Raw genomic sequence first — 25,083 nt, 5'->3', positions numbered from 1 at the left:
CGCGATTTGTAGCTCTACCTCTACGAACTTAGGCGGGGCTTAAGGCACGGGTAAGGCACGCTCTCAGCGGTCGGCAGATCTGTCACCGCAGAGTTGTGACTGAGCAGGCTCAGAACCCGTAGAGATGCTGGCGTGCGTTGAAGGCAGTCGGTCCTCCCTCAAGAAGGTTCTCGGCGAGCGAACGAATTTTGGCGTCATCCAGTGAGCCAACACCCTGCTCCGCGGGCCACCCGTGTTGACCGTCCCCCTCCAGCGCCACGATAAGTTCGGCATCACCAAGCACCGGCACGTTGGCGTTGTGGGTGCTGGCGATGATCTGCCGCGCTCCCTTCAGCTCCCGCAGCTTCTGCACAATCCCGTCGTACACAAACCGGTTGTCCAGGTCATCTTCCGGCTGGTCGATTACGAGGGGGGCAGTCGATGCTCCTAGCAGCAGAAGCAGCAGCGCGGTTGCGCGCTGACCCTTCGACAGATCGTCAAGACTTCGATACTCGCGTAGCCCCGAGCCTGCTGCTATGTCGAGCCGGACGTCGACCGCCTGTCCGACACTCAGTTCTTCGAGCTCCCGGAGCAAGGGTTCCCCAGCAGCCAGGAGGTTGGCCGCCTGTGCGCCCTTGACGTTAAACTTCTGGTCAAGCTCCTCTCCGCTGACCCGGGCCGCTGCCACAAAGGCTCGCGGTGAGAAATTCTCCGAGTCAATCGCCGCCATTATCTGGGTGCGAGCTCCCTTGACTCCTCGCTCGACCACGGCCTTGATGTGCTTACGGTCAGGTGCCGCTACCGGCCGTACTATCACGACCCCCTTCGTGGCGGCGTTCGCCGACCTGATGGCCTCGTGGAGGTCGTCTAACCGCTTGGTCTCGTTGGTAGCCAGCTCCTCTAGAAGTTCGCCGCGCTGCCGCGACAGCTCGGAGAGCGTCCTGGCGATGCCCTCGCGCCGCTGCGCCTTGGCTTCGAGAGTGTCCAGCGCCTTTGTTGTGGCCAGGTACTTGTCGGGATCGTGGCCATCCTCAACTAGCTTGCGGAGGACCTCCGCATGGCCGGCCCGCTGAGATTCTGTCGAAAGCTTCCACTCCGCTTCGGCAGTTTCGATCGCCTGAACCGCCGCCTGCACAGCCACGTCGGCCGACGCCTGCAGTTCAGTGAGCTTCTCGCTCAGCGACTGGGTTGCGGCCGTCACCCTTTCCAAGACTGTCTTCTGCGGGGACTCGTCGATCGCGTCGATGGGCGCCGTTAGCGAATCCACCACCTGCTGGTCCGTGAGCGACTGGAGGACTGTACGCACATTGGCGACGCGCTCGGTCGCCTCCCTGAATACTCCCGAGTCGCGCTCGAGTCTCTGCAGTTCCGAGAGTCGAGTGGGCAAGTCCGTGGCGGTGTAGTGCGCTACATGTTCTTCCAGTCTCGGGATATCCGCGAGCTCTTCTTCCAAGTCATCCCGAGCCATCTCTGCCCGCTGCAGTTTTTCGCGGTTCGCTCGGAGTTGACCCACGATCCGATCGTGCTCTGCGTCTGGACCGGTAGCGCCCGAGAACCGCTCCAACATGCGGGCGACGCTCGCCTTGTCGTGCGCAAGCTCGGCCAACTCGTGTTGTCCGAATATTTCCACTGTGCCGATAACGTCGACCGGGCGAAGATTCGTGTGCGATCCGGCGGCGTCACGAACCACTGGAAGGTTCGGCACGGAACGCTCAATCGTGTACCGCCGCGGGACCGGCGAGGTCGTCTCGACTTCGAGCCTTACGGTCGTCCCGGAACGCAAGACGCCCGACACGATTGCCGTGTGGTCACGCTTGGCTTGCTCGCCCAGAGCATCCACGCCCAGCACATAGCGCAGGCTCTCGATTACTGTGGACTTGCCCGTCCCTCGTCCGCCGATCAATGCGGTCAAGTCGGGAGACAGCGGGACTGTGACGCCGTCGAGGAACCCGCCGACCCAGGAAATCTGACGGACCAAGGGGCGTGGAGTAGATCGCGGATCTTCAACCGCAATCCGTGTGGAGGGTGTCCGCACCGCGAGCTTGAGGTTCTCTAGGCGCGTTGAACTGACCTTGAACCAGGTCGCCGCGCCTCTGGAGCCGAGGGCGTTCGGGTGCGTGACGTCATCGGCGAAGACGACGGAGAGCGGGTGCACCCGGTCGTAGGGCTTGCGCCCGGCACAGACAGCTTCCTGGTCGGTCGCAGCTGACGAGTCCGGCGAGACCGCGATGGCGTGCAGATCGGGGTGGGTCACCATGTTGACGAGCGGAGGTCCCGAGCGGCCGGTCAGCATGCCGGCGTTCGCGACATTGACGTGCGCCGGGATGACCAGGGCACCCCTCTCGCCCATCTTCCGCAGGATGTCCGCGAAGGGCTCCCCTGCCGTGCCGTTAGCGCAACCAGGCGTGCCGCCGCAGACCCCGATTGCAGCGTTGATATCCGCGAAGTCGGTGCCCGCCTCAAAGATGACCAGGAGGTGGACGCCTTCCGCTGAGTTTGCTTCAAATCCCGGGAGCGCAACTATGTCGCGGGCTGTCGCGGCATCGATCAGTGATCGCGCAGTATCGACGCACCAGTGATCGGTTATGGCGATGAGTTCTATGCCTTCGGCAGTGCATCGGTCGAGTAGTGCGTCGTTGTACTCGTTCTCACTTCTGAAGGCGCTGGCCGGCGCCCCGCGTCCGTTGTAGGCGTAGGGATTCACTTGCAACGCGGCCCGTATCCACCGGGCGCCGGCGCTGTGACTTGTGGTCATCGCGTTTCTCCAAACCACAAGCGTGCCCCGCGCTGTGCTAGCTCTTCCTTCTTCCCGTCGTAGTCCGGCATGGCCCGCGCGAGGACCTGCCAGAAGGCCGGTCCGTGGTGCGGTTCTCGGAGGTGGGCCAGCTCGTGGACGAGGACGTAGTCCACCAGAGCCGGTGGGAGCTGGAAGGTCGCCCAATGCAGCCGCACACGTCCGTGAGCGGAGGCGCTCCCCCACTTGCGTCCGAGATCGGCCACCGAGATACCCTCCGGCTCGACCCGGAGCCGTTCGGCCCACGACCGGGTGCGTGGCTTGAGCCAGGCCTCCCCTCGCCGGCGGTACCACTCGATGATCGGCTCAGCGCCCGCGTCGGCTTTCGTCCGCGGAAGCACCAGGCCCCCGCGCTCCAGCCGCACAGTCGTCGCGTCGTCGGAGAGCTGCAGGCGGTGGCTGCGGCCCAAGTAGGAGAAGCCCTCTCCGTCCACCATCTCCTTGGTGATTGGCTCGTGTTGGAGGGCCTCCTTCTCCGAAAGCTTGCGGTAAATCCAGGCCCGCTTGGAGACCAGGAACCGCTCGAGCTCGTCGGGAGCCACGTCGCTGGGGGCTCGCAAGCTGAGCGAGCCGTCTGCCTCGACCGTGAGCCGAGCCTTGCGGCTGCTCCCGGCGGTCTCGACCGGGACCGGGATGCCATCGAGGTGAAGGACTAGCGCGTTCATGATGCCCTCCCGCCGCCGACGCGCTCGGCGATCAATGCCTGATTGGCCTTGGCCAGCTCCATCAGGCGGTCCGCGATCGCGGCCTGTCCCTCGAACGGGAACAGATCGCGGTCGTCGAGGGCGTGGATGAGTTCCTTGCGCAGGTCGTCTTGCGCATGCGGGTTGTGCCAGAAGCGCACGATGCCAGCGTGGTCGACGACCTCGACCACGATCCGCTCAGAGAGGTAGACAAGGTCGACTCGGACTTCGGCGGGCAAGTCGGCGCTGGTCGCGAGCTCGGTCTCCAGCAGGCCGTAGAAGCGAGCCACCAGCGGATCGTGGTGGACGGCCTCCTTATCGACCTCGTCAGTGGCGTCTTTGAGCAGCTCTTCCAGTGCGAGCGTGAGCTCATCCCACTTGCCCGTGAGCCCCTTGAGGATCTCGTCAAGCCGCTCGGAGAGCTTCGTGTAACGGGCCGGGTCCTCGTCAAAGTTCTTCCTGATGTGGAACCGCAGCGCGTGTTCCATCTCCGACGCCTTGGCCTTGGCTGACGTGAGGCCCTTGACCTTGGCGAGGAAGTCCGGATCGGTCACCGACACCGGAGGAATCTTGGTGGCGATGCCCAGGGCGGTGACGTGCTCATCGATGAGCGCGCGCACCTTCTCGCCGTAGAGGGATGGGTCGAAGTCGCCGAGCCCATCGTCGCGGTAGCGGCGGCGCGCCACCTTCTGGATGACCCCGAACCGCTTGGCGTCAAGCACGAAGGGCAGCGCCTCCGGCCGCGGGAGGACGGTGTCGAGGGTGCTGAGGAACTGCTTGAGCAGCACACCAAAGCGGGCACGCAGCGCCTCATCGGCGAGCACCGCGACGCACGCTTCGATGTCCTCGTCCGCATCGAAGGTCTCGATGCCTGCCTGGGCGAAGACGGCGACCACGCGGTGGTGCCGGTCCCGCAGCTTCGGCACTTCGTCCTTGATGGACGCCAACGCGCCGACCGCGTCTTCGGCGTCTTCCGGCGCGTACGCCTGCAGGGCCCGCTGCAGGTGGGCACCGACCCCGAAGTAGTCGACGAGGAGCCCGGCCTGCTTGCCGGGAGCAGTCCGATTGACGCGGGCGATGGCTTGCAGCAGTTCGGCGTCCTGGATGAAGCGGTCGAGATAGAGCGCCTGCTCGACCGGGGCGTCGAACCCGGTCAGCAGCATGGTCCGCACGATCAGGAAGGCAATGGGACTGGTCTGCTCCCCCGCCGGCCCGAGCGGGTTCTTGAAGTCGGCGATGACGGCGTCCTGGCGTGCCTTGTCCGTCCACTGCGCCCACGTCGGGTCGTCGTTGTGGCTGCCGGAGATCACCGGGATGAAGTCGAGGTCGCGGATGAGCGGGAGATAAGGCAGCGCCCGCACCAGCACCTGCGTGCGGCGGTCGAGCGCGTCGATATCCACGCTGCCGTCGGATGCTCCGGCCACGAGATGGTCGGGTAGCGCGCTGATCTGACCGACGAGGTCGTCACGGGCCGCGAGCAGTGCGGTGCGGTACCGCACGGTCGCCAGGCGGCTGGTCGCCGCGAGCTGGGCCTTGAAGCCGCCTGGCAGGACGGTGGAGACGTAGTGCCACAGCATGGATCGGGCCTTGGCGGCGATCAGCTTCCGCGCTTCCAGGACCGCGCCCGTCGTGGCGTACCGGGCCTTGAGCTTCTCCAGCTCGTCAGGTGTGTGCTCGTCGAACATGTCCTCGAACAGTTCATCGAGGTCGCTGCCGCCGGCCACGGCTCCCTTCGCCGTGCGGCCTTCGTAGAAGATCGGGACGACGGCGCCGTCGCTCTCGGCCTGACGGATCGTGTACTTGTCGATGAACTCGCCGAAGATCGCTGTGGTGCGCTTCTTGCCCTCGCGCATGATCGGCGTACCGGTGAAGCCGATCTTGGCGGCGTTGGGCAGCGCGGCCATGAGGTTGGCGTGCAGGGTCGAGGTCTGGGAACGGTGCGCCTCGTCGACCAGGATCACGATGGTCTCGTCGGTGTTCAGGACACCGAAAGACTCCTGCGACTCGTCGTCGGCGAGCTGGACGTCCGTGCCATCGGCCTGCCGGACGTCGGTGTCGCGGTACTTCTGGATCATCGCGAACACTAGGGCCGGCCCCTTGTCGGCCAGCACCTTGCGGAGCTTGCTTGCTTTCCGGGCGCGCTCGACGCCTTCGCCCGAGAGCTTCGCGGTTTCGGCGAGCTGCTTTTCCAGGTCGGTGCGGTCGGTGACGACCACGACCTTGAAGGCCCGCAGCACTGGATCCGAGCGCATCGCCCGGACGAGAAAGACCATGGTGAGCGATTTCCCGGAGCCCTGGGTGTGCCAGATCAGGCCGCCGCGGCGGTCGCTCTCGCCGTCCTGTTGCCGGGTCTTGCCCGTGCGCAGTCGCGGCAGCGCCCGGCCGACCGCGCGGTACTGCTGGTACCGCGCCACGATCTTGACGCGCTTGCCGCCGGCCTCCGTGAACAGCGTGAAGTGCCGAACGATGTCCAGCAAGTTCGCTGGGCTCAGCATGCCGGCGACCAGCAGCTCCTGACCCGACAACTGCGACACGGGCTTGCCAAGCGACTGGGCGAGATCGTCACGCGACATGGGGGCGCTGTCTCGCCACTCCAAATAGTGCTCGGCCCCTGCCGTGAAGGTGCCGACCCGCGCCCTGTCCCCGTACGTGGAAACGACGAACTGGTTGGTCCAGAAGAGTTGCTCGTTGCCCTCCGGCGCGCCCAAATCGCGCTGGTTGGCGTAGCGGCGGAGCTGGTTGATTCCCTCGGCCATCGGGTCAGTGACGTAGGGGCTCTTGCACTCGATCACGACCAGCGGGATGCCGTTGACGAAGAGCACCACGTCAGGGACGACGAACTTCTTGGCCTGGCCGCCGGGCTCGTCCACCCGGAACTGGTTGATGGCCAGAAAGTCGTTGTTGGCCGGCTCTTCGAAGTCGATGAACCTGATCCGCTGCGTTCGCCCCTGGTCCCAGTCGGGAAGCCCTGCCACAGACACGCCCTCAAGAAGGCGTTCAGTCATCCGCTCGTTGAGCTCGATGAGCTTGCCTACTTCAGACCGTGTCAGGGACGAGACGGCCTCGGAGAGCCGCGAGTCGTCGAGCCATGGAGAGCCGCCAGGGCCTGCGTTGATCTTGCGCAGGGCTGCGCGCAGCCGCTCCTCCAGCAGTGAGCCACGGAAGGAGTCGCGCCCGGTCACCGACGGATCTGACTTGGAGCCCTCGATGACCTCCCAGCCGAGACCTGCCAGTTGGTCCAGCAGGGGCTTCTCGACTTCCGTGTACTCGGAGCCCAGGCTCATGAGGTCACCCCGACTGGCACCCGAACACGTCCGGATAACAGGTCTGCAGCCAACCCCTGCTTGAGCAATTTGAGCGCGGCCAACTCATCGCGCGTGCGATCTAGATCGACATCGACCAGACGCATGCGGTGAGCTATTTCCTCCTGCTCCTCAAGCGGCGGGACGGTGATGTGCAGCTTGCGGAAATACGGCAGACCGATTGTCTGAATCGTACTACCAAGGGCAATCCCTTCAAATGCCCTCTTCATAAACTGTAGCCAGTAGTACAGGTAGACGTTGTTCAGTTCGCGCCCCGCCTGCCAAGCCACGAAGTGCTGACTAACGGCCATGCCTTCGGCAAGGATCGCACTCTTCCCCACTCCGGCATCTCGGCTCAGGATAACAGTTCCAACTGGGTGTAGCACTGCCGATGAGTTCGCAATTCCCGTGTGACTTATCTGTTTGTCGCGTGTCTTCTATAAGAAATCGGTCCAGCTTGGAGGAGTCGGCAAGTGAGACCCATTTGATGCCACCGTTCCAGTATGATGGAACATTCTTATTGGGTGTGTGACCACTACCCCTCTTGGCGAATTGATCAAGCAAACCAACGCGCCACGCCTTGGGCCGTAAGCCGTAGACGCCGTCGACATATATCGCCGCGTCCTGGTGGGGCGACGGCCTCAGTCGCCCCGTGGACGCAACTCCGCGCGTCATCAGGTCCCTGAGGAGGCCTAGCCTGACGACAGACAGCTTCTCGATGATGCTCTGCAAGGAAGAGATCTCAGCATCGAGCGCATCCAGAACCGCCGCAATTCGCCGCTGAGCATCGCGAGGGGGAAGTGCAATCGGCACCTTCGTGAGCACTCCGGCCGAAAGGCCAGCGCGGCCGCCACCCATCGAGCGATTACGCAACTCCTCGTAGCGATGATCAAGATTGAAATACAGGAACCTCGCATCGAGGCGCTCGTCGATGGGTCGGAGCAGCGCCACCGACTGATTAGTGCTGACCGTAGCCTGCACCAATGCAGCTGTGCCCCGAGTCTTCCCTTGACCTGCGAGGGCGACCGCGACGGTAGGCGGACTGACAAGTCGAGCATTGCTCGACTCGAGTCCAAGTTTGGTGATGCGTCCCGGCACGTCGTCGATGATCTTCATGTGGACATCCCCTGAGGACATCCAGGGAATAGTTCCGCCCCAAAAGGCTGAGACTTCCGTACTTGGCGTCCCCCCGAGAATAATCTCAGTAAGCTCTCCAAGTTCACACTGAAGCCAGTCGCTCGGTGTCGAGTTGTCACTCATATCCAAGCTCTTTCAGAAATCCGGCAAGCGCCGTGGCGGCCGCGTCACGCTCGGCTTCAAGCGCCGACAGCGGCGTCCGGTACTTATCCCACCACGCCTGGAAGGCTAAGATCACCGCCCGGCGATGCCGGGCGACGCGGTCTTCGGCCTCTGCCAGCAGGTCGCTTTCCAGGCCGTCAAGGACGATCTGGCGCGCGGCGGTGTCATCGAGCGCCGCGCTGGCTGCTGCGAGACGGTCGGCGAAGGCGACCTTCTCCGACTTGAGTTGCTTCTTTACGGCCGTCAGCTTGCTCTTCAGCTTCTTTAGCTCGGTCGGCGAGAGGGCCTCCTCGGCTACTCCGTCTCCCTCTTCCTCGTCATCAGACGCAGTGGCCGCCTTGATCGTGCTGTTGAGTTCGGCCACCTCGGCTTCCAGAGCGGCGAGCCGGTCGAGGTACTCAGGGAGCAGGGCCTTGGCGGCCTTGTGGTCGAGCGGGTCGACCTTGGCCTTGTCCTCTTCGAGAGCATCGAGGACGGTGGTCACCCAGGCCTCGACAAGCCCCTTGTAGCCGAGGGTGGCGAGGGCCTTGAGGTCGGGCAGGCTTGTGCCCCACCAGGAGGCAACGATGCCGCTGACTGCGAAGTGGTCGAGAAGAGGCGTCGCCTGCAGGGCCGACCGGAAAGTTCCGATCAGTTCCTTACGGAGCGCAACAAGATCCGCGACAGTCTCCAGTTTGTCGAAGCGCGGCTCCTCGTACTTCCACCACCGTTCGATCGCCGTCTTCACAGCCGCCTCGGCAGCGACGACACCCGGGTCGCTTTCAACGAGGCGACGCAGGTCCCTCCGGTCAGCCACCACGTCGGCGTACTGCAGGTATCCCTCTGCCTTGGGGACGAGCAGGCGCTCCGGCTTCATGCCATGCGCGGCGAACAGGTCAGCCTTGGCCTGGACCTCCGCGATCGGGATGCCGCCGTGCAGATGTGCCCGGACGTCCTGCGGCTCAGGCTCGGGCGTGGTGTCGACATACCGACGGATGTTGAGGTTGTCGTCGTTATCAGCCAGCTCCTGGCGACTGACCACGCGAGCGAACCCGGGAACGTCCTCGAAGGCACGGAAGGCCGAGACGATCTTTTCGACGTGCTCGGGCTCAAGGTAGTTCTGGGCCCGGCCTTCGCGGTAGTCCCGGTCGGCGTTGATGAAAAGCACCTTGTCCTCGCGCTCGGCAGGCTTGGACCCGACGGGACGCAGCACCAGGATGCAGGCCGGGATGCCCGTGCCATAGAAGAGCTGCGGGCCGAGGCCGATCACCGCCTCGATCACGTCATGCTCGAGGAAGCCCGTGCGGATCTTGCCCTCGTCGCCGCCGCGGAAGAGCACACCATGCGGCATGACGGTGGTGACCATGCCGCCAGACCGCGTGACCGCCAGCATGTGCTGGACGAACATCAGGTCGGCCTTCTTGCCCTTCTCGGGCGTGTAGCCGTAGCGGAACCGCTCCGAAAACGGGATCCCCTCGGCGGAGTAGTTCATCGAGAACGGCGGGTTGGTGATCACACGGTCGAACCGCTGGAGCTCTCCCCCGCTGATGTGCGCTGGGTCCTCCAGGGTGCCGTCGTCGTTGTTGCGGAGATCGGCGTCCGGAATGCCGTGCAGAAGCATGTTCATCTTGGAGATGGCCCAGACGCTGCCGTCGCGCTCCTGGCCGGCGAGGGCCAAGTTGCGCCCGTCGCCGCCGCTCTCCTCGACGTACTCCTTGGACAGGATCAGCATGCCGCCGGATCCAGTGCAGGGGTCGTAGACGCTCATGCCCTCGTGGGGATCGGCGATCTGAACCATGAGCCGCACGACGTCGCGGGGCGTGTAGAACTCGCCGCCCTTCTTGCCGGCCGAGTCCGCGAAGTCGCGGATCAGGTACTCGTAGGCGGCCCCGAGCAGGTCAGGGAACTCGAAGTCCTTCTGGCGCAGTGGAACCTTGTTGAAGTGCATGATCAGTTCACGCAGCTTCTTGTCCGACATCGACGACTGCCCGACCTTGCGGGTGAAGTCGATGTGCTGCAGAACGCCGTCCAGCGACCGGTTCTCATGCTCCAGCGCTTGAAGCGCCTTGTTGAGCTCGCTGCCGACACTGTGGTGTGCGTGGTCGCGGATCTGCTCCCAACGCGCGCGGACGGGGACGTAGAAGGTCTTGTAGAAGGACGGCGACTCGGCGCGCTGTTCAGCCTCAGCCTGTGATCGCCCGCGGGCCAGCTGCTCGGCGATCACCTGCTGCCGCTCATCCTCGAACTGATCTGAGGCGTACCTCAGGAACAGCATGCCGAAGATGTATTCCTTGTACGCGGAGGCCTCCATCGAGCCCCGCAGTACGTCGGCCGCAGCGAAGAGGTGCCGCTCCAGCTGCGGCAGCGTCAGCCGCGCCATCAGCGAGCGCTCCCCTGGGTGAGTCGCTCAGCCTGGAACAGACGGCGCCAGGCGCGTACACCCCTGGTCATCAACAGGGACCTGACCGACATCAGACTGCTCGCCCTCCCAGGTAGCCGACGGAGGCGCTGCCGGATCCTGGACGGTGCCGGCCGGGCTACGCGCAGCGACCCTATGCGCACCCGCGGACAAGACGGCAACGCAACGCTCGCCCATCGTCCGCAGCGAGACGCGTTGGCATCTAGGGCAAGCCCGTGCCCTAGTCAACCGACTGCTGCGTCTCCTCCAGCGCCAACGCTCCCTGCAATCACACCGCGATCACGACCGACACACGTCTTGCATTTCGGGCTCGGAGACTTGTGGTGCTGGTTGCCGCTGAAGTGGTGCGCCCGACCTGCCGTCAGGGCCCACAGCCGCACGGTGGCTTTCCTCCGGTAGGCATCGGCGTCGTCGGTGACGTCGGAACCGTCCTCCGTAGAGCAGGTGGCTACGGACGACGACAAGACGGGGGGATGCCGGCGACGAGCAAGCCGTCTCTGATGTCACCCCGACCGGCGCGCCACTGAGCGGCAGCACGCCAGGCTCAGGTCCTCGGCGGGCGATCTCAGGCGCCCGGTCACCGTCGCGCGATTTGCCGAGCGCCGGCGCACGCACCCTGTCACCCCTTCGTCGTCTGCTGGCATGACGGTCGCAGAGTCCTGGATGCATGAGGTGTGTCAGGTCGTGGTCTTCTCCGCCTGGGCAGTCGAGATGGCCGCGGAAAGCGCTCAGGCCAGGACGCGTGAACGTGGACGAGGGTTCACCGTGCGAAGAACCGCTGAGGGGTGACGGGGCGCCGTCGCTGCCGGGCTCCTGCCAAGGACCTGGTCGTGGCCGTTCATTTGGGCTTTGGTCACTTCCGTCGCTCACGGGCCAGCGAGGGTCGTAAGCGGCCTGCGACCGACGAATCGACTCGCTCCGTCGCCGTACTGGAGGAAGACCGGGGACGCGCCGGAGCAGATCAGGAGACCCAGCAAGCCGACGGACGTCGGGCCCTAGGTGACCAAGAGCTCGGACAACAGGAACTGGAGAAGAGCAGGAACTTTGCGCGGCACTGTCACCAACAGGCCGGGAATGGCGCCTTCTCCAGGTGGGCGTGCGGCGCCGGCCGCCGCCGGCGCACGAGGCCACGCGACGAGGAGGGCGAGATGAGCGACGCGCAGCGACCTCGACAACCGGTCTCCAGCGACCCGCTGCTCCTCACCCCCGAGGAGGCCGCCACGGTGCTCCGCCTCGGGCGCACGACGGTCTATGCGTTGATGAAGGCGGGCGACCTGCACCCCGTCCACATCGGCCGGAGCTGCCGTCTCTCCCGCAGCGAGCTCGAACGTTACGTTCGCGGCCTGGAAGCTCCCCGCACCGCTCCTCGCGCGCTGCGCCGGTCCGGGACCACCACGGACCAGCGCGGACTCTTCGAACTGGGCCCGACGTCACCCGATGCCGCGTGAGTCCACAACCGCTCCGCCGGTGTCGGATCGCTCGGCGAGACTGACACTCCGGCCCACGACCCAGGGGTGACCGATGGCAGGGCGCTCAGCGAACGGCGAGTCGACGATCTACCAGGACGCCGACGGGCGGTGGCACGGCTACGTCTCCGTCGGCTTCACCCTCACCGGCAAGCCAGACCGCCGGCACGTCACCGGCAAGACCCGGGCCGTGGTCGTCGCGAAAGTCCGCGACCTGGAGCGCAAGCGCGACGCCGGCACTCTCAGCGCCGTCTCCACCCCGACGCTCGCCGAGTGGCTCGAGCACTGGCTGACCACCATCGCCCCGCGCCGGGTGCGGCAACGGACGCTGGAGAGCTACGAGTCCGCCGTCCGCAAGCACCTGATCCCCGGACTCGGACGGCACCGCCTCGACCGGCTGCGCCCCGAGCACCTCGACCAGCTCTACACCGCGCTCCTCGACGCCGGCTACTCCCCCGCCACCGTGCTGCGCCATCACCGCATCCTGTCCCGAGCGCTCACCGTCGCCATGCAACGCGGCCACGTCGCCCGCAACGTGGCCGGCCTCGTCGATCCACCGGCCCAGAAGCAGAGCGACATCGCCACCGCCCTCGACCTCGATGAGGCCCGCGCCGTCCTGGGAGCCGCGGCTCGTGTGCGCAACTCCGCCCGCTGGACCGTCGCCCTCGCCCTCGGCCTGCGGCAGTCCGAGGCCTTGGCGCTGCAGTGGAAGGACATCGACCTGCTCACCGGCACGCTGACGGTCCGGCGCAGCATCCACCGCGTCCGCGGCGGCGGGCTGATCTACGAGGAGCCCAAGACCCGGCGCAGCCAGCGCACCTTGGCCCTCCCGGTCCCGCTGGCCGCCGACCTCCACCGGCACAAGGCGGCCCAGCTCGGCGAGCAGATGCTGGCCGGCTCCGAGTGGCACGACGAGGACCTGGTCTTCGCTCAGCCGAACGGCCGGCCGATCGACAAGAAGACCGACCACGACGACTGGACGCGGCTGCTCCAGGTGGCCGGCGTCCGGCACGTCCGGCTGCACGACGGCCGGCACACCGCCGCCACCCTGCTGCTGAGCGAGAACGTCCACCCGAGGGTGGTCATGGAGCTGCTCGGCCACAGCCAGATGCGCACCACGATGGACATCTACAGCCACGTCATGCCGGCCCTCGCCCGCGAGGCCGCCGACCGGATGGGCGCCCTGCTGCTGCCAGGTAAGGGTGGGCAAACTGCAACCACAACTGCAACCAGAGACGACTCAGGCCGTCCTCCAAATGGAGAACGGCCTGGTCATCGGGGTGGAGCTGAGGGGACTCGAACCCCTGACCCCCACACTGCCAGTGTGGTGCGCTACCAGCTGCGCCACAGCCCCGTACCGACCCGGAGTGGTGCGCCCGAGCCGGAGGTAACTGTACAGGGCTGGCGACGTGCCACCGCGCAGGGGTGGCGGCGCGGCACCGAGGAGCGGCGGTCGCCTGCCGACGGCTCAGGCGCCCTTCATCTGCGCGATCCGGATGTGGTTGCCGAACGGGTCGCGCAGGCCGAAGTCGATGCCGTACGGCTGGTCGACCGGCTCCTCGGTGATCTCCACGCCCTTGGCCTTGAGCTCGGCGTGGGTCCGGTAGGCGTCGTCGCAGGCGAAGAAGAGGTGCCCGCCGGCCACGCCCTTGCTGATCGCGGCCCGCACCTCGGCCGCGGTCTCCTCGCTCATCGAGGGCGGCCCGGGCTTCTCCAGCAGGACCGCGCGGTCGGGCGCACCCGGGAGGACGACGGTCAGCCAGCGCATCGGGCCGAAGTCCATGTCGGCCTGGACCTCGAAGCCGAGCTTGCCGACGTAGAAGTCGAGCGCCTGGTCCTGGTCGGGGACGTAGATCTGGGTGATGGTGTCGAGGTGAGCATGCCGCGAACGCTAGGGCGGCTCACCGGCCCGGGGCTTCTCCGAAACTGCTCGGTCGCAGCCAGGCCATGGCGAAGCACGAGGGCACCGGCGGCAGCGGCCCGCGGCGCCGGTAGACCGAGGGCGACTCCCCCACGACGTCCCGGAACACCCGGCTGAACGTGCCCAGGCTGGAGAAGCCCACCGCCATGCAGATGTCGGTGACGGTGTCCTCGGTGGAGCGCAGCAGGAACATCGCCCGCTCTACCCGCCGCCGCTGCAGGTAGCGGTTGGGCGTCTCGCCGAAGGTCGCACGGAAGGTCCGGATGAAGTGCGCCTCGGAGACGTACGCGATCCGGGCGAGCGTCGGGACGTCGAGCGGCTCCGCGTAGCGCCGGTCCATGGCGTCCCGCGCCCGCAGCAACCTGCGGTTGGACTCCTCCGCGCGATGCGCCGGCCCACCGCTCACCACATCGGCCGGTTCAGACCTCCGCATCCACGTCCACGCCGCGCTCGCGGAGCCAGACCATCGGATCGACTCGCCGTCCGTCGATGCCCCCCTCGTGCACCTCGAAGTGCAGGTGCGGGCCGGTCGACTGGCCGCGGCTGCCGACGAGGGCGATCGTCTGTCCCGCGTCCACGTACTGCCCTGCCTCCACGAGGATCTTCTCCATGTGCCCGTAGACGGTCACGTCGCCGTTGTCGTGCAGGATGTAGACAGCCAGGCCGAAGCCACTCGCCGCGCCCGCCTTGAGGACGACTCCGTCGGCTGCCGCGTACTCCGGGGTGAGCATCGGAGCAGCAAGGTCCAGGCCCCTGTGGGTCGTTCCCCATCGCGGACCGAAGCTGCTCGTCAGCCTCGCCCCCTCGATGGGGAAAACCGCCTTCGGCCGGGCAGCCTCCGCGGCAGCCGCCTCGGCCTCCGCCGCTGCCGCCTCGGCCTCCGCCGCCGCCTCGGCGCGGGCCGCCCGCGAGGCGGCGACCTCCTGCAGCCGGGCCTGTGCCTCCGCGACGGACACCGACGCCTGGGGCAGCACCTCGAGCTGCTCCTCCGCGCCGAGCAGCTGCTGCTGGGCGGCGAGCACCGACGTGCTCTCCCCGGAAGCCCCCGCGGGGCCGGTGAACCCCAGCGCGGCGACGACGCCGCCGGCGAGCACCGCGCCGAGCAGCAGGCCGGGCCGGCGCGGCGGGCGGGCGGCACGGCGCGAGTGCCGGGCCGCGGAGCGCCGGACGGGGTTCGGGTCGACCGCGACCAGGAGCTCGGTCGGGGTGTCGGAACCGATCCGTGCGCGCATTCAGGAGCCCATCCGTGCGAGGAGTGGCCAGAGGAAGTGGCCGCGCACATCGAAACATTCCGTGACGAGTTCGTGACCAGCCGTTCGGCGTGCCGCCCACGACACGCCGCGTGACCCGCCCCACACGTCACATGCGTCCCACGCGGGAATCACGGCGTTGTCATTCGATCCCGATGAGCGGCATCACACCCGAGCGGGCGACCAGGCCGTTTGCGGAGCCGCCGGACTGGCAATGTCCCCTCTCCCGGCGTGGAACATCCCGCGTCGACCGTGTGCCCGACTCCGGTTGCGACCTGGATACATCGGCACGGGAACCATTGCGCGGCTGGTGCCGCACCCCGTGTACTGCTGATCAGTAGTGGTCCGAAACCGGATCGGCCGCTGGAGGCAGCACGGACGCGACGTAGGAGGGGTGCGATTGACGCAGGTCGAGATCTTCCCGTTCTCCCCCGCCGCCCCCGAGGCGCAGTCGCCGGAGATCCGGCCCCTCACCGAGCAGTCGCTCGGGTCCTACGACGAGTCGCTGGTCGTGCCGACCTACGACCGGTCCGCCCTCACACCCGCCGTCGTCCACCTCAGCGTCGGCGGCTTCCACCGCGCCCACCAGCTGCTCTACTTCGACGAGGTCGCCCAGCGCCGCATCAGTGACGGCTGGGGCGTGGTCGGTGTCGGCCTGCGCAGCCGCACGATGAAGGAAGCGCTGGCGCCCCAGGACCACCTCTACACCGTCGTCGAGCGCAGCCCCGACGGTGAGCGCGCCCGCGTCGTCGGCGTGATGGTCGACTACCACTTCGCGCCGGAGGACCCTGCCCGCGTCCTGGACCTGCTCGCCGACGAGCGCACCCGCATGGTCTCCCTGACCATCACCGGCAGCGGCTACCGGCTGAGCCCGTCCAGCGGCGCCTTCGACGCCGACGACGTCGACATCCGGGCCGACCTGCGCTGCCCCGACCGCCCGCGGACGGTCTTCGGCTACCTCGTCGAGGCGCTCGACCGCCGTCGCCGGGCCGGCCTGGCGCCGTTCACCGTCGTCTCCTGCGACAACATGCACCGCAACGGGGACGCCGCCCGCGCCGCCGTCGTCGGCTTCGCCCGGCTGCGCGACGAGGTGCTGGCCCGCTGGATCGCCGACCGGGTCGCCTTCCCCAGCAGCATGGTCGACCGGATCACGCCCCACACGTCCCCGGGCGAGCGCGAGGCCGTGGCCCGCCGCTACGGCGTCGACGACCGCTGGCCGGTCATCACCGAGCCGTTCTCGCAGTGGATCATCGAGGACGACTTCAGCCACGGCCGCCCGCCGCTGGACCAGGTCGGCGTCCGCTTCGTCCCCGACGTCGCCGCCTACGAGCTGATGAAGACCCGGCTGCTCAACGCCAGCCACTGCGCGCTGGGCTACCTCGGCTCGCTCGCCGGGCTCGCCACGCTCGACCAGGTCATGGCCGAGCCGGTGTTCGCCCACTACGTCGAGCGGCTGATGGACGACGAGGTGACGCCGCTGCTACCCCGGCCGGACGGCATCGACCTGGCCGACTACAAGCGCACCCTGCTCCAGCGGTTCGCCAACCCGGCGATCTCCGACGGCCTCCCCCGGCTGTGCCGCCGCGGCTCGACGAAGATGCCGCACCACCTGCTGCCCTCGCTGCAGGAGGCGCTCGCCGCCGGCCGCCCGCACCGGCTGCTCACCCTCGCCGTCGCCGGCTGGTTCCGGTACCTGCGCGGGGACGACGCCGGCCGGTGGACCGTCGACGACCCGCACGCAGCACGGCTGCAGGCGCTCGCGCGGGCCGGCGGCACCGATCCCCGCCCGTTGCTCGGGCTCCGCTCGGTCTTCGGCGACCTGGGGGACGACGCCGGGTTCGTCGACGGGCTGCGCGCCGCCCTCGAACGCCTGGACCGCGACGGCGTCCGCGCCTCGCTGGCCACCGGCACCGCCGTCCCGCTCCGCTGATCCACCCACCCCCCCACCCACGACAGACCGACCGACAGGAGAACCCCGGTGCCGACCGTTCCGCCGACGCTCCCCGAGCAGGTCACGCACCTGCTCTGCGACGCCGACGGCAACCTCTTCCCGTCCGAGGAGCCGGCGTTCGACGCCTCCACCGAGGTCACGAACCGCCTTCCTCGCCTCGCTCGGGATCGACCGGCGCTTCACCGCTCCCGAACTCCGGGCTGCCGCCACCGGCATGAACTTCCGGTCGACGGCGCGGACCCTCGCCGAGCAGGCCGGGGTCACCGGCGTCGATCTCGAGCCGTGGGTCGCCGAGGAGCGCCGTGCGGTGACCGAGCACCTGGCGCGCACCCTGCAGCCGCACCCGCCGACGCAGGCCGCGCTCACCGCCCTGGCCGCGCACCTCGAGCTGGCCGTGGTCAGCTCCAGCGCGCTCGCCCGGCTGGCCGCCTGCTTCACCGCCACCGGCCTGGACGCGCTGCTCCCGCCCGAGCGGCGGTACAGCGCGGAGGACTCGTTGCCCGTCCCCACCAGCAAGCCCGATCCGGCGGTCTACGCGCACGCCTGCGCGCAGCTGGGCATCGCCCCCGAGCAGGGCCTGGCCGTGGAGGACGCCGTCGCCGGGGTCCGGTCCGCGGTCGCCGCCGGCTGCCCCGTCGTCGGCAACCTGCTGTTCGTGCTGCCCGAGGAGCGCGCGGAGCGGGAGGCGGCCCTGCTGGCCGCCGGCGCGCTGACCGTCGTCAGCTCGTGGGCCGAGCTCGCCGACCTGCTCCTGCCGGTGCTCGCCGGGGCCGGTGCCCGGTGAACATCGTCTACGTCGCCTTCCGCGGCCACTTCTCCGACAGCCCGCGCGCCCTCTACGAGGAGCTGCTCGCCCGCGGGGTGGACGCCACGCACACCTGGCTGGCCGCGCCGCACACGCAGGCCACCTTCCCCGCCGACATCGCGACGGTGACCTTCGGCAGCCCGGAGTCGATCGCCGCGCTCGAGGGCGCCGACCTGGTCATCTCCAACGACCACATCCCGCTGGACTGGGAGAAGCGGCCGGGCACCACCTACCTGCAGACGTGGCACGGCACGATGCTCAAGCGCATCCACAACGACGTGCTGTGGGCGCCCGAGGGCCGGCTGGCCTACCTGGACCAGGACATCGCCCGGTGGGACCTGCTGCTGTCCCCCAACGCGGTGACCACCGAGCGGCTGCGCAAGGCGTTCGGCTTCACCGGCCCCGTCCACGAGACCGGCCTGCCGCGCAACGATCTGCTGAGCAGCCCCGAGCGGGACGCGGTGCGGGCACGGGTGCGTGCCGACCTCGGCATCGACGACGGGCAGAAGGTCGTCCTCTACACCCCGACCTGGCGCGACGACCTGGTCTTCGAGGGCAACGAGGGGCAGGACTTCGAGTTCCCCATCGACCTGGACGCCTTCACCGCGCGCCTCGGCGACGACCACGTCCTGCTGCTGCGGCTGCACAACATGGTGATGAGCCGGCTGGAGGTCACCGAGGGCTCCGTCGTCCGCGACGTCTGCGGCCACCCGGACATCCGCGACCTGTACCTGGCCGCGGACCTCATGGTCACCGACTACTCGTCGACGATGTTCGACTTCGCCATCACCGGGCGGCCGATGGTCTTCTTCACCTACGACCTGGACCGCTACCGGGACCAGCTGCGAGGCTTCTACTTCGACCTCGAGGACGTCGCCCCCGGGCCGCTCGTCCGCACCAGCGAGGAGCTCGTCGACGCCATCGCCGACATCGATCGGCTCGCCGAGCAGCACGCCGACCGCTACGCGCGGTTCCAGGCGATGTTCAGCCACCTCGAGGACGGCGCCGCGACCCGGCGGGTCCTCGATCTCGTCCTCCCGTCCGCAACCGCGTCCGGGCAGCTCAGCACCACAGAGGGAGATGACGCTCGTGCGCAACGGTGATCGCGTGCTCAACCCCGTCCGCCGGGGGATGGCGCCCCTCTCGACGCGTGCCGCCGGCCGGCGGGCCTCCGGGGCGTCGGTCCAGGTGGTCATCCTGGCCGCCGGCATGGGCACCCGCCTGGGCCGCTCGGACCCCAAGCCCCTCACCGAGCTCCGCGACGGCCGCAGCATCCTGCAGCGCCAGCTCGACGGGCTGCGCGCCGTCCTCGGCGCGGACGTCAGCATCACCGCCGTCGTCGGCTACCGCAGCAAGAAGATCATGAAGGCCGCCCCGGACCTGCTGTTCGCGTACAACCCGGACTTCGCGGTGACCAACACGTCGAAGAGCCTGCTGCGCGGGCTGCGCTCCACCCGCGACGGCGGCGTGCTGTGGCTCAACGGCGACGTGGTCTTCGACCCGGCGGTGCTCGAGCTGGCGCTGCCCAGCATGGCCGCCGACCAGAGCTTCGTCTGCGTGGACACCAGCGCCGTCGCCGACGAGGAGGTCAAGTACACCCTCGACGCCGACGGCTACGTCGACGAGCTGTCCAAGACCGTCGTCGGCGGCCTCGGCGAGGCCGTGGGGATCAACTTCATCTCCTCGGCGGACAAGGCCACGCTGATCGAGCACCTGGCCGCCTGCGGCGACCAGGACTACTTCGAGCGGGGCATCGAGACCGCGATCGAGTCCGCGGGGCTGCGCGTCCGCCCGGTCGACATCTCCGCGTACAGCGCCGTCGAGGTCGACTTCGAGACCGACCTGGCGCGTGCCAACACGCTGTTCCCGGCGCCGCTGAACACCGTCGCCGACGTCGGCTGAGCCGCGGCCGGCCGGGGGCTGCCCCGGCCGGCCGCGCGGTCAGCGCCCGTCGACGACGAGCCCGAGGTCGACGGCGATGTCGCGGGAAGTGTTCCCGGTGTCGAAGGCCACGTTCGCCTCGTCGTCGGCGCCGTACAGCAGCAGCAGCGTCGAGTGCAGGCGCCCCTCGTCCTCGGCCAGCGGAACGCCCGCCGACAGCTGCGCCTGCTCGATCGTCTGCTGGTCACCGGTCAGCCCGACGTAGCGGACCGGCAGGTCGGCGTCGAACTGCGCCAGGTACTTCCCCAGCACCTCGGGGGTGTCGAACGCCGGGTCGGTGGTGACGAACACGACCTGCACCTGCTCGGCGATCGCCGGGTCCACGGTGCGCAGCGCCACCGTCAGGTCGGCCATGGTCGTGGGGCAGACGTCAGGGCAGTTCGTGTAGCCGAAGAACAGCAGCGTCGGGCGCCCGGCGGTCTCGGCGCGGAAGTCGTAGGCCGCGCCGGTGGTGTCGGTCAACGTGAACGCAGGCCGCCGGTAGGGCTCGGCCAGGTCGAACCCGGCGTACACCTCGTCCGGCCCCTCCACCGTGGCCGGCGGCTCGCTGCCGGAGTGGTCGTGCCCGCCCTCGGCCTGCGACGACGGCTCCTCGGCCGAGGACCCGCCGCAGCCGGTGAGGGCCACCCCCGCGGCGAGCAGCAGCGCCGCACCCGCGGGGAGCCGGCGGGCGGGGGCCCAGCGGGAGCGGGCACGGCGCAGGACGGATCGGCTCACGGAGCCACGGTACGACGGCCGGCGCGGAGGCCGAGGACGACCGCCGCGACGGCGCCCACGAGGGCGATGACGGCGACGACGAGCGCCGCGGTCGCGGTGCCGTCGTCGGACCCGCTCTCCGCGGCGGACTCCGTGGACGACTCGTCCCCGCCCGCGCCGTCGGCGCCGCTGTCGGCGGCCAGCGACAGCACGGGGGCGGGCCGCTCGGGCTCCTCGCCGTCCACCGCCGGCTCGATCCAGGCCGACTCGGTGCCGTCGCTGTAGGACTGCACGGTCGGGTAGGTCAGCTCGTCGGCGTCGGGGAACGGCCCGCCCGACAGCGCGAACTCCTGGAACTCCCCGGGTGCGATGCCGGGGCCGGTCGCGCGGAACTCCACGACCGAGACGTAGGAGGTGATCTCCTGCCCGTGCGCCTCCAGCGGCTCCGGCAGCTCGGAGCTGGTCAGCGTGGCCGTCCAGCCCGGCACCGGCTGCACGCGCAGCGAGGCCAGCGCCGCCTCGGCCGGCACCTGGATGCGCAGCCCGACGGTGCTGGCGGTGTCGCTCTCGTTGGGCACGCGGAAGACGACCTTCCCGTACCCGCCGGGCGCGGCGTCGGCGGAGGCCGCCGTGACGTGCGCCGACGCCAGGGAGGCCCCGGTGACGGACGCGGCGAGCGCCACGAGGGCGGCCGCGAGGACGACGGCCAGCCGGGAGAGGGGACGGGACATGGACACGGGTCTCCTGTTCGGAACGGGGTGGATCACGGTCAGCGCACCGGGAAGTCGGTGCTGGCCCGGGTGGCGGTGAACTCGTCGAGCCGCAGGGTCACGGTGAGGGTCCAGGTGCCCGCCTTCGGGATGGTCATGGCGTCGGCCGTGTAGTGGCCGGGGCCGGCGCCGGCGATCTCGACGTCGACCGGCCCGATGTCCTGGGCCTCCTCGGTGAGCGAGACCTCGATGCCGACGGGCTGGGTGGGGCGGCCGTCCTCGTCGAAGAGGTAGACGTGCAGCACGTTCGACCCGGCCAGCGCCGGGTCGACCGACACCTGCACGCTGCCCGCCTCCCCCGCGGTGCCCTGGAGCGGCAGGGTGACGTCGACCGGCTGGGCGACCGCGGAGCGGGCCGGGGGCGTGCCGACCAGCACGGCCGACAGCGCCAGGACGACGGCGGCCACGGCCACCTCGACGAGCATCGAGCGGCGCAGCGAGGGCAGGTGCTCGACGGCGTTCTCCTGCTGCACCCGCCCGCGGGCGGCGGCGTCGTCGTCCTCGGCGGCGGCGGCGGCGAAGGCCTGCGCGGTCACCCGGGGACGGCTCGCCGCTCGGGCCGGGCGCACGCCCAGCCGCTGCTGCACCCACACGCGGGAGACCCCGGCGGCGCCCAGCACGACGAGCACGAGCAGCACCTTGACGAGCAGCAGCCCGCCGTAGGTGCTCTCCAGCAGCGCGGTGGGCGAGCCGACCTCGCGCACCGCCTGGATGATCCCGCTGACCACCAGCGCGGCGACGGCGGCGAACGCGAGGCGGGAGTAGCGCGGCATCGCGTCGGCCACGTCGGCGGCCTCCGGGCCGGGCCGGACCAGGCCGACCAGCAGGCCGGCCAGCCCACCGAGCCAGACCGCCATCGCCGCCACGTGCACGGTCGCCACGGCAACCGCCAGCAGCGGCCAGGGCCCGGCGACCGGGTGCCCGGTGGCGGGCCGTGGCGACGACGAGCCCCCCGGCGAACACCGCCCCGCCCGCCAGTGCGGGCGGCTCGGGGGCGCGCCCGGAGCGCCAGGCCGGCAGCAGCGCCGCGGCCAGGGCGAGCGCGAGCACGATCCGGGCCAGCAGCGACCAGCCGGTGCCCGAGGCGGCGGTCGCGGAGAGCAGCGACGGGCGGAAGACCGTGCCCACCCCCGTCCCTGCCGAGTAGGGCCCCTGCAGCAGGAACGACAGGGCGGCGGCACCGGCGACCGTGAGCGCTCCCCCGCCCGCGAGCCGGCGCAGCCGCGGCGACGCCCAGCCGCCGGGCCAGCACAGCAGCGCCAGCACCGGGACGCCGACGGCGAGCGCGGTGCCGGCGAAGCCGATCGCGCGCACGGCCGGCAGCAGCGCCGCCACCACCGGATCGGCGTCGGCCTCCCCCGCGCCGACGCCGGCCGGGACCAGCTCCCCCTCGCCCACGACGAAGGAGAAGGCCCCGGAGATGGGGTGCGAGTCGGCCGACACGACCCGGTAGGTGACCAGGTAGCCGCCGTCGCCCAGGTCGCCCGGGAGCGGGATGCGCAGCTCGTCGCCGTCGACCGACGGCTCCCCGCCGCCCACCTCGTCGCCGGAGGCGGTGAGCACCCGCGCGTAGCCCGCGCCGAGGGAGACGCCCTCGCTGAACGAGAGCGTCACCTCCGACGGCGCGGCGTCCAGCCGGGAGCCCTCGGCGGGGTCGGTGGAGACGAGGGTGGCGTGCGCGGCGGCCGGCCCGGCCGAGACGAGCGCGGCGAGCAGCCATCCGGCCAGCAGCACGAGCAGGGCCGCGGCGCGGCGACCCGGCACGCGGACGGCAGCGGTCACGCGGCCAACCGCCGCCCGGGCACGGCCGGCGAGAGGCGCCGGCGCGAACCGCGCCAGGCCACGACGGCGACGAGGAGGGCGCCGGCCACCAGCAGCAGGTGGGCGACGGCGCGGTCGAGGTGCACGTGCCCGGCCCCCAGGTCGGCCAGCGTGACCGGGACCAGCAGGACCGCGAGCGAGCCCAGCGCCGTCAGCGCGCCGGCGGCCAGCCCGGGGCGGGCGGCGACGGCGAGCAGCGCCGCGGCGACGGCGAGGTTCCAGGCGCCGGTCTCGTGCGCCATGTGCGCGGGTGCGCTCATGGCGCCGACGCCGGTCACCAGCACCGGCCAGGCGATGCCGGCCTGCGCGACGCCGACGACCAGCAGCGCGAACCGCAGCGCGGTCCCCACCAGCCGCGCGCGGGCGGCCGGAGCCGCACCGGGCAGCTCGCGGGGCAGCGCGGCCAGCACGTCGGCGGTGAGGTCCGGGACCGGCGGCGCGGCAGCGAGCCGGGCGCGGCGGGTGACCAGGGCGGCCCGGTCCGCCCAGGCGGCGCAGGCGCTGCAGACGCCGAGGTGGTCCTCGAGCGCGCGGGCGGGCATCCCGAGGGGCTCGCCGTCCAGGCGCGCGGAGACCGCCTCGCGGTAGGGGGAGCACGGCATGTCCTCTTGCGTCGCGCGAGCCCCCTCCGGAGTTCCCGAGACCTCCCTCACACCCGACCTGGCCCCGGTCCGCCCTCCGCCCTCCCCCGGCCCGCGGTGCGGGAGGATGGGGGCATGGACGAGCTGGACGCCCTCGCGGCCGACGCCGCCGCCGGCGACCCCCTCGCCGCCGCGGCCCTCGTCCGGGCCACCCAGTCCGACGTCTGGCGGCTCTGCGCCGCCCTCGGCGACCCGGGCACGGCCGACGACCTCACGCAGGAGACCTACCTGCGCGCGTTCTCCTCGCTGCACCGCTTCGAGGGCCGGTCCTCCCTGCGCACCTGGCTGCTCGCCATCGCCCGCCGTACCTGCGCCGACGCCGTCCGCAGCCGGCGCCGCCGTCGCCAGGCGTTCGTCACCGAGGACGTCGACCTGGCCGCGCTCCCCGCCGCGGGGGGTGCCGACCCGGTGGGCGAGGGCGCCGGCGTGGCCGACCTGCTGGCCCGGATGGAGCCCGACCGCCGCGAGGCGTTCGTGCTCACCCAGCTGCTCGGCCTGTCCTACGCCGAGGCCGCCGAGGTGGCCGGCTGCGCGGTCGGGACGATCCGCTCCCGCGTGGCCCGCGGGCGGGCCGACCTGGTCGGCTCGCTCGCCCGGGTGGAGGACCACGGCGCGGAGGGCGACGTCGCTCACAGGTGACGCCCCGGTGTCGGAGAGGTGACCGGGGGGCGACCTAGGATGCCGGACGGTCGTGTGTCCACCCCCGTGCGGCGGCGACCGGTGCCCACACCGAATCGGAGCCCCGCGTGCCCTTCAGCCTGACGCCCAAGGACTCGACGTTCTACCCCCTGTTCACCGCCTCCGCGGAGAACCTGGTGCAGGCGACCGAGGTCCTCGGCGACTTCGTCCACGACCACGCGCGCCGCGCCGAGCTGGCCGTCCAGCTCCGCGAGCTGGAGCACGTCGGCGACCAGGCCACCCATGCGATCTTCCGGCAGCTCAACACCAGTTTCGTGACGCCGTTCGACCGCGACGACATCTACAACCTGGCCAGCTACCTCGACGACGTCATGGACGCCATCGAGGCCGCCGCCGACCTGGTGATCCTCACCGGCCTCGGCACCCTCCCGGCCGAGATGAGCCAGCAGGCCGCGCTGCTGCAGCGCTGCGCGCAGGTCACCGCCGAGGCGATGCCCCGGCTCAGGACGCTCAAGGACCTCTCCGACTACTGGATCGAGGTGAACCGGATCGAGAACGAGGCCGACAAGCTCTACCGGCGGCTGCTCTCCCGGCTCTACAGCGGCGAGTTCGACGCCCTCGAGATCCTCAAGCTCAAGGAGGTCGCCGACCAGCTCGAGGAGGCGGCCGACCACTTCGAACACGTCGCCAACGTGGTCGAGACGATCGCCGTCAAGGAGTCCTGAGC

General features: G+C 69.8%; 22 protein-coding genes, 1 tRNA gene and 2 pseudogenes. 10 read left to right on the top strand and 15 right to left on the bottom strand.

The genetic code is table 11. The annotated features are described in order from the left end of the window. Positions 1 to 109 precede the first annotated feature (109 nt). Genes JKP75_RS04120 through JKP75_RS04095 form a run of 6 tightly spaced genes read right to left on the bottom strand, consistent with a single transcriptional unit; the run spans position 110 to position 10,416 of the window. Positions 110 to 2,734 carry a TrlF family AAA-like ATPase gene (locus tag JKP75_RS04120; RefSeq protein ID WP_200489072.1) on the bottom strand — a complete coding sequence of 875 codons (2,625 nt, stop codon included), beginning with the start codon at positions 2,732 to 2,734 and terminating at the stop codon, positions 110 to 112. Further along, entirely contained in the window at positions 2,731 to 3,438 is a 708-nt protein-coding gene (locus JKP75_RS04115; protein WP_200489073.1) for a M48 family metallopeptidase, read from the bottom strand. The genes JKP75_RS04120 and JKP75_RS04115 overlap by 4 nt, the downstream gene beginning before the upstream one ends. Further along, positions 3,435 to 6,740, bottom strand: a complete 3,306-nt coding sequence (locus JKP75_RS04110) for a type I restriction endonuclease subunit R (protein WP_200489074.1) — start codon at positions 6,738 to 6,740, stop codon at positions 3,435 to 3,437. Before JKP75_RS04110 ends, JKP75_RS04115 begins: the two co-directional genes overlap by 4 nt. Continuing rightward, positions 6,737 to 7,144: a restriction endonuclease subunit S gene (locus JKP75_RS04105; protein WP_200492785.1), complete on the bottom strand. Its 408-nt coding sequence runs from the start codon at positions 7,142 to 7,144 to the stop codon at positions 6,737 to 6,739. Before JKP75_RS04105 ends, JKP75_RS04110 begins: the two co-directional genes overlap by 4 nt. Continuing rightward, positions 7,059 to 8,018, bottom strand: coding sequence for a restriction endonuclease subunit S (locus tag JKP75_RS04100; RefSeq protein ID WP_200492784.1), 960 nt, complete (start codon positions 8,016 to 8,018; stop codon positions 7,059 to 7,061). The genes JKP75_RS04105 and JKP75_RS04100 overlap by 86 nt, the downstream gene beginning before the upstream one ends. After that, complete coding sequence (locus tag JKP75_RS04095; protein WP_200492783.1) at positions 8,011 to 10,416, bottom strand: class I SAM-dependent DNA methyltransferase; 2,406 nt, start codon at positions 10,414 to 10,416, stop codon at positions 8,011 to 8,013. Before JKP75_RS04095 ends, JKP75_RS04100 begins: the two co-directional genes overlap by 8 nt. A gap of 1,187 nt (positions 10,417 to 11,603) precedes the next feature. Between JKP75_RS04095 and JKP75_RS04090 the strand changes: the two genes are divergently transcribed. Both JKP75_RS04090 and xerC read left to right on the top strand, forming a co-directional pair. Further along, positions 11,604 to 11,903: a helix-turn-helix domain-containing protein gene (locus JKP75_RS04090; RefSeq protein WP_200489077.1), complete on the top strand. Its 300-nt coding sequence runs from the start codon at positions 11,604 to 11,606 to the stop codon at positions 11,901 to 11,903. 73 nt (positions 11,904 to 11,976) lie between these two features. Beyond that, positions 11,977 to 13,002 (top strand): annotated as a pseudogene (gene xerC, locus JKP75_RS24345) (tyrosine recombinase XerC); the annotation flags it as partial. A gap of 200 nt (positions 13,003 to 13,202) precedes the next feature. Here xerC and JKP75_RS04075 read toward each other — a convergent pair. The 4 genes from JKP75_RS04075 to JKP75_RS04060 all read right to left on the bottom strand — a co-directional run bounded on the left by JKP75_RS04075 (position 13,203) and on the right by JKP75_RS04060 (position 15,074). Beyond that, positions 13,203 to 13,275: transfer RNA gene (locus JKP75_RS04075), tRNA-Ala, on the bottom strand. A 114-nt stretch (positions 13,276 to 13,389) separates the two neighbouring features. Next, the gene (locus tag JKP75_RS04070; RefSeq protein WP_309229679.1) at positions 13,390 to 13,776 is read right to left on the bottom strand and encodes a VOC family protein; all 387 of its coding nucleotides are present in this window, start codon (positions 13,774 to 13,776) and stop codon (positions 13,390 to 13,392) included. Between the two features lie 46 nt (positions 13,777 to 13,822). Beyond that, on the bottom strand, positions 13,823 to 14,203 hold the full coding sequence (locus JKP75_RS04065) for a helix-turn-helix domain-containing protein (protein ID WP_242471127.1): 381 nt from the start codon (positions 14,201 to 14,203) through the stop codon (positions 13,823 to 13,825). Between the two features lie 58 nt (positions 14,204 to 14,261). Further along, positions 14,262 to 15,074 carry a M23 family metallopeptidase gene (locus JKP75_RS04060; RefSeq protein WP_200489079.1) on the bottom strand — a complete coding sequence of 271 codons (813 nt, stop codon included), beginning with the start codon at positions 15,072 to 15,074 and terminating at the stop codon, positions 14,262 to 14,264. Between the two features lie 412 nt (positions 15,075 to 15,486). Here JKP75_RS04060 and JKP75_RS04055 point away from each other — a divergent pair, with 412 nt between their 5' ends. The 4 genes from JKP75_RS04055 to JKP75_RS04040 all read left to right on the top strand — a co-directional run bounded on the left by JKP75_RS04055 (position 15,487) and on the right by JKP75_RS04040 (position 19,750). Then, on the top strand, positions 15,487 to 17,022 hold the full coding sequence (locus JKP75_RS04055) for a mannitol dehydrogenase family protein (RefSeq protein ID WP_200489080.1): 1,536 nt from the start codon (positions 15,487 to 15,489) through the stop codon (positions 17,020 to 17,022). 235 nt (positions 17,023 to 17,257) lie between these two features. Beyond that, entirely contained in the window at positions 17,258 to 17,827 is a 570-nt protein-coding gene (locus JKP75_RS04050) for an HAD family phosphatase (RefSeq protein WP_242472769.1), read from the top strand. Continuing rightward, the gene (locus JKP75_RS04045) at positions 17,824 to 18,951 is read left to right on the top strand and encodes a CDP-glycerol glycerophosphotransferase family protein (protein ID WP_200489082.1); all 1,128 of its coding nucleotides are present in this window, start codon (positions 17,824 to 17,826) and stop codon (positions 18,949 to 18,951) included. The genes JKP75_RS04050 and JKP75_RS04045 overlap by 4 nt, the downstream gene beginning before the upstream one ends. Then, positions 18,929 to 19,750: an NTP transferase domain-containing protein gene (locus JKP75_RS04040; protein ID WP_242472768.1), complete on the top strand. Its 822-nt coding sequence runs from the start codon at positions 18,929 to 18,931 to the stop codon at positions 19,748 to 19,750. Before JKP75_RS04045 ends, JKP75_RS04040 begins: the two co-directional genes overlap by 23 nt. A gap of 39 nt (positions 19,751 to 19,789) precedes the next feature. Here JKP75_RS04040 and JKP75_RS04035 read toward each other — a convergent pair whose 3' ends face one another. From JKP75_RS04035 to JKP75_RS20475, 3 genes are read right to left on the bottom strand one after another with little or no spacing between them, the layout of a single operon-like run. Further along, positions 19,790 to 20,506 (bottom strand): SCO family protein, encoded by a 717-nt coding sequence (locus tag JKP75_RS04035; RefSeq protein WP_309229498.1) that lies wholly within the window; start codon positions 20,504 to 20,506, stop codon positions 19,790 to 19,792. Continuing rightward, the gene (locus tag JKP75_RS04030; protein WP_200489083.1) at positions 20,503 to 21,216 is read right to left on the bottom strand and encodes a YcnI family protein; all 714 of its coding nucleotides are present in this window, start codon (positions 21,214 to 21,216) and stop codon (positions 20,503 to 20,505) included. The genes JKP75_RS04035 and JKP75_RS04030 overlap by 4 nt, the downstream gene beginning before the upstream one ends. 38 nt (positions 21,217 to 21,254) lie before the next feature. Next, a complete protein-coding gene (locus JKP75_RS20475) occupies positions 21,255 to 22,136 on the bottom strand; it encodes a FixH family protein (RefSeq protein ID WP_309229497.1) in 882 nt (293 codons plus the stop codon). Positions 22,137 to 22,189: 53 nt separating this feature from the next. Here JKP75_RS20475 and JKP75_RS20470 point away from each other — a divergent pair, with 53 nt between their 5' ends. Both JKP75_RS20470 and JKP75_RS20465 read left to right on the top strand, forming a co-directional pair. Next, positions 22,190 to 22,402, top strand: coding sequence for a hypothetical protein (locus JKP75_RS20470; protein WP_242472767.1), 213 nt, complete (start codon positions 22,190 to 22,192; stop codon positions 22,400 to 22,402). A 42-nt stretch (positions 22,403 to 22,444) separates the two neighbouring features. Continuing rightward, positions 22,445 to 22,708, top strand: a complete 264-nt coding sequence (locus tag JKP75_RS20465; protein ID WP_242472766.1) for a hypothetical protein — start codon at positions 22,445 to 22,447, stop codon at positions 22,706 to 22,708. 2 nt (positions 22,709 to 22,710) lie between these two features. Here the strand turns inward: JKP75_RS20465 and JKP75_RS23660 are convergent. Beyond that, positions 22,711 to 22,989: pseudogene (locus tag JKP75_RS23660) on the bottom strand (copper resistance protein CopC); the annotation flags it as partial. 44 nt (positions 22,990 to 23,033) lie between these two features. Continuing rightward, complete coding sequence (locus tag JKP75_RS04020) at positions 23,034 to 23,678, bottom strand: zf-HC2 domain-containing protein (protein ID WP_200489084.1); 645 nt, start codon at positions 23,676 to 23,678, stop codon at positions 23,034 to 23,036. A gap of 114 nt (positions 23,679 to 23,792) precedes the next feature. Here JKP75_RS04020 and JKP75_RS04015 point away from each other — a divergent pair, with 114 nt between their 5' ends. Next, positions 23,793 to 24,356, top strand: coding sequence for a sigma-70 family RNA polymerase sigma factor (locus JKP75_RS04015; RefSeq protein WP_200492782.1), 564 nt, complete (start codon positions 23,793 to 23,795; stop codon positions 24,354 to 24,356). Between the two features lie 107 nt (positions 24,357 to 24,463). After that, positions 24,464 to 25,081, top strand: coding sequence for a DUF47 family protein (locus tag JKP75_RS04010; protein WP_200489085.1), 618 nt, complete (start codon positions 24,464 to 24,466; stop codon positions 25,079 to 25,081). The last annotated feature ends 2 nt before the right edge of the window (positions 25,082 to 25,083 follow it).

Source organism: Blastococcus sp. TML/M2B (assembly GCF_016612865.1).
Classification (GTDB): Bacteria; Actinomycetota; Actinomycetes; order Mycobacteriales; family Geodermatophilaceae; genus Blastococcus.
This window is presented reverse-complemented; position numbering and strand designations above follow the sequence as displayed.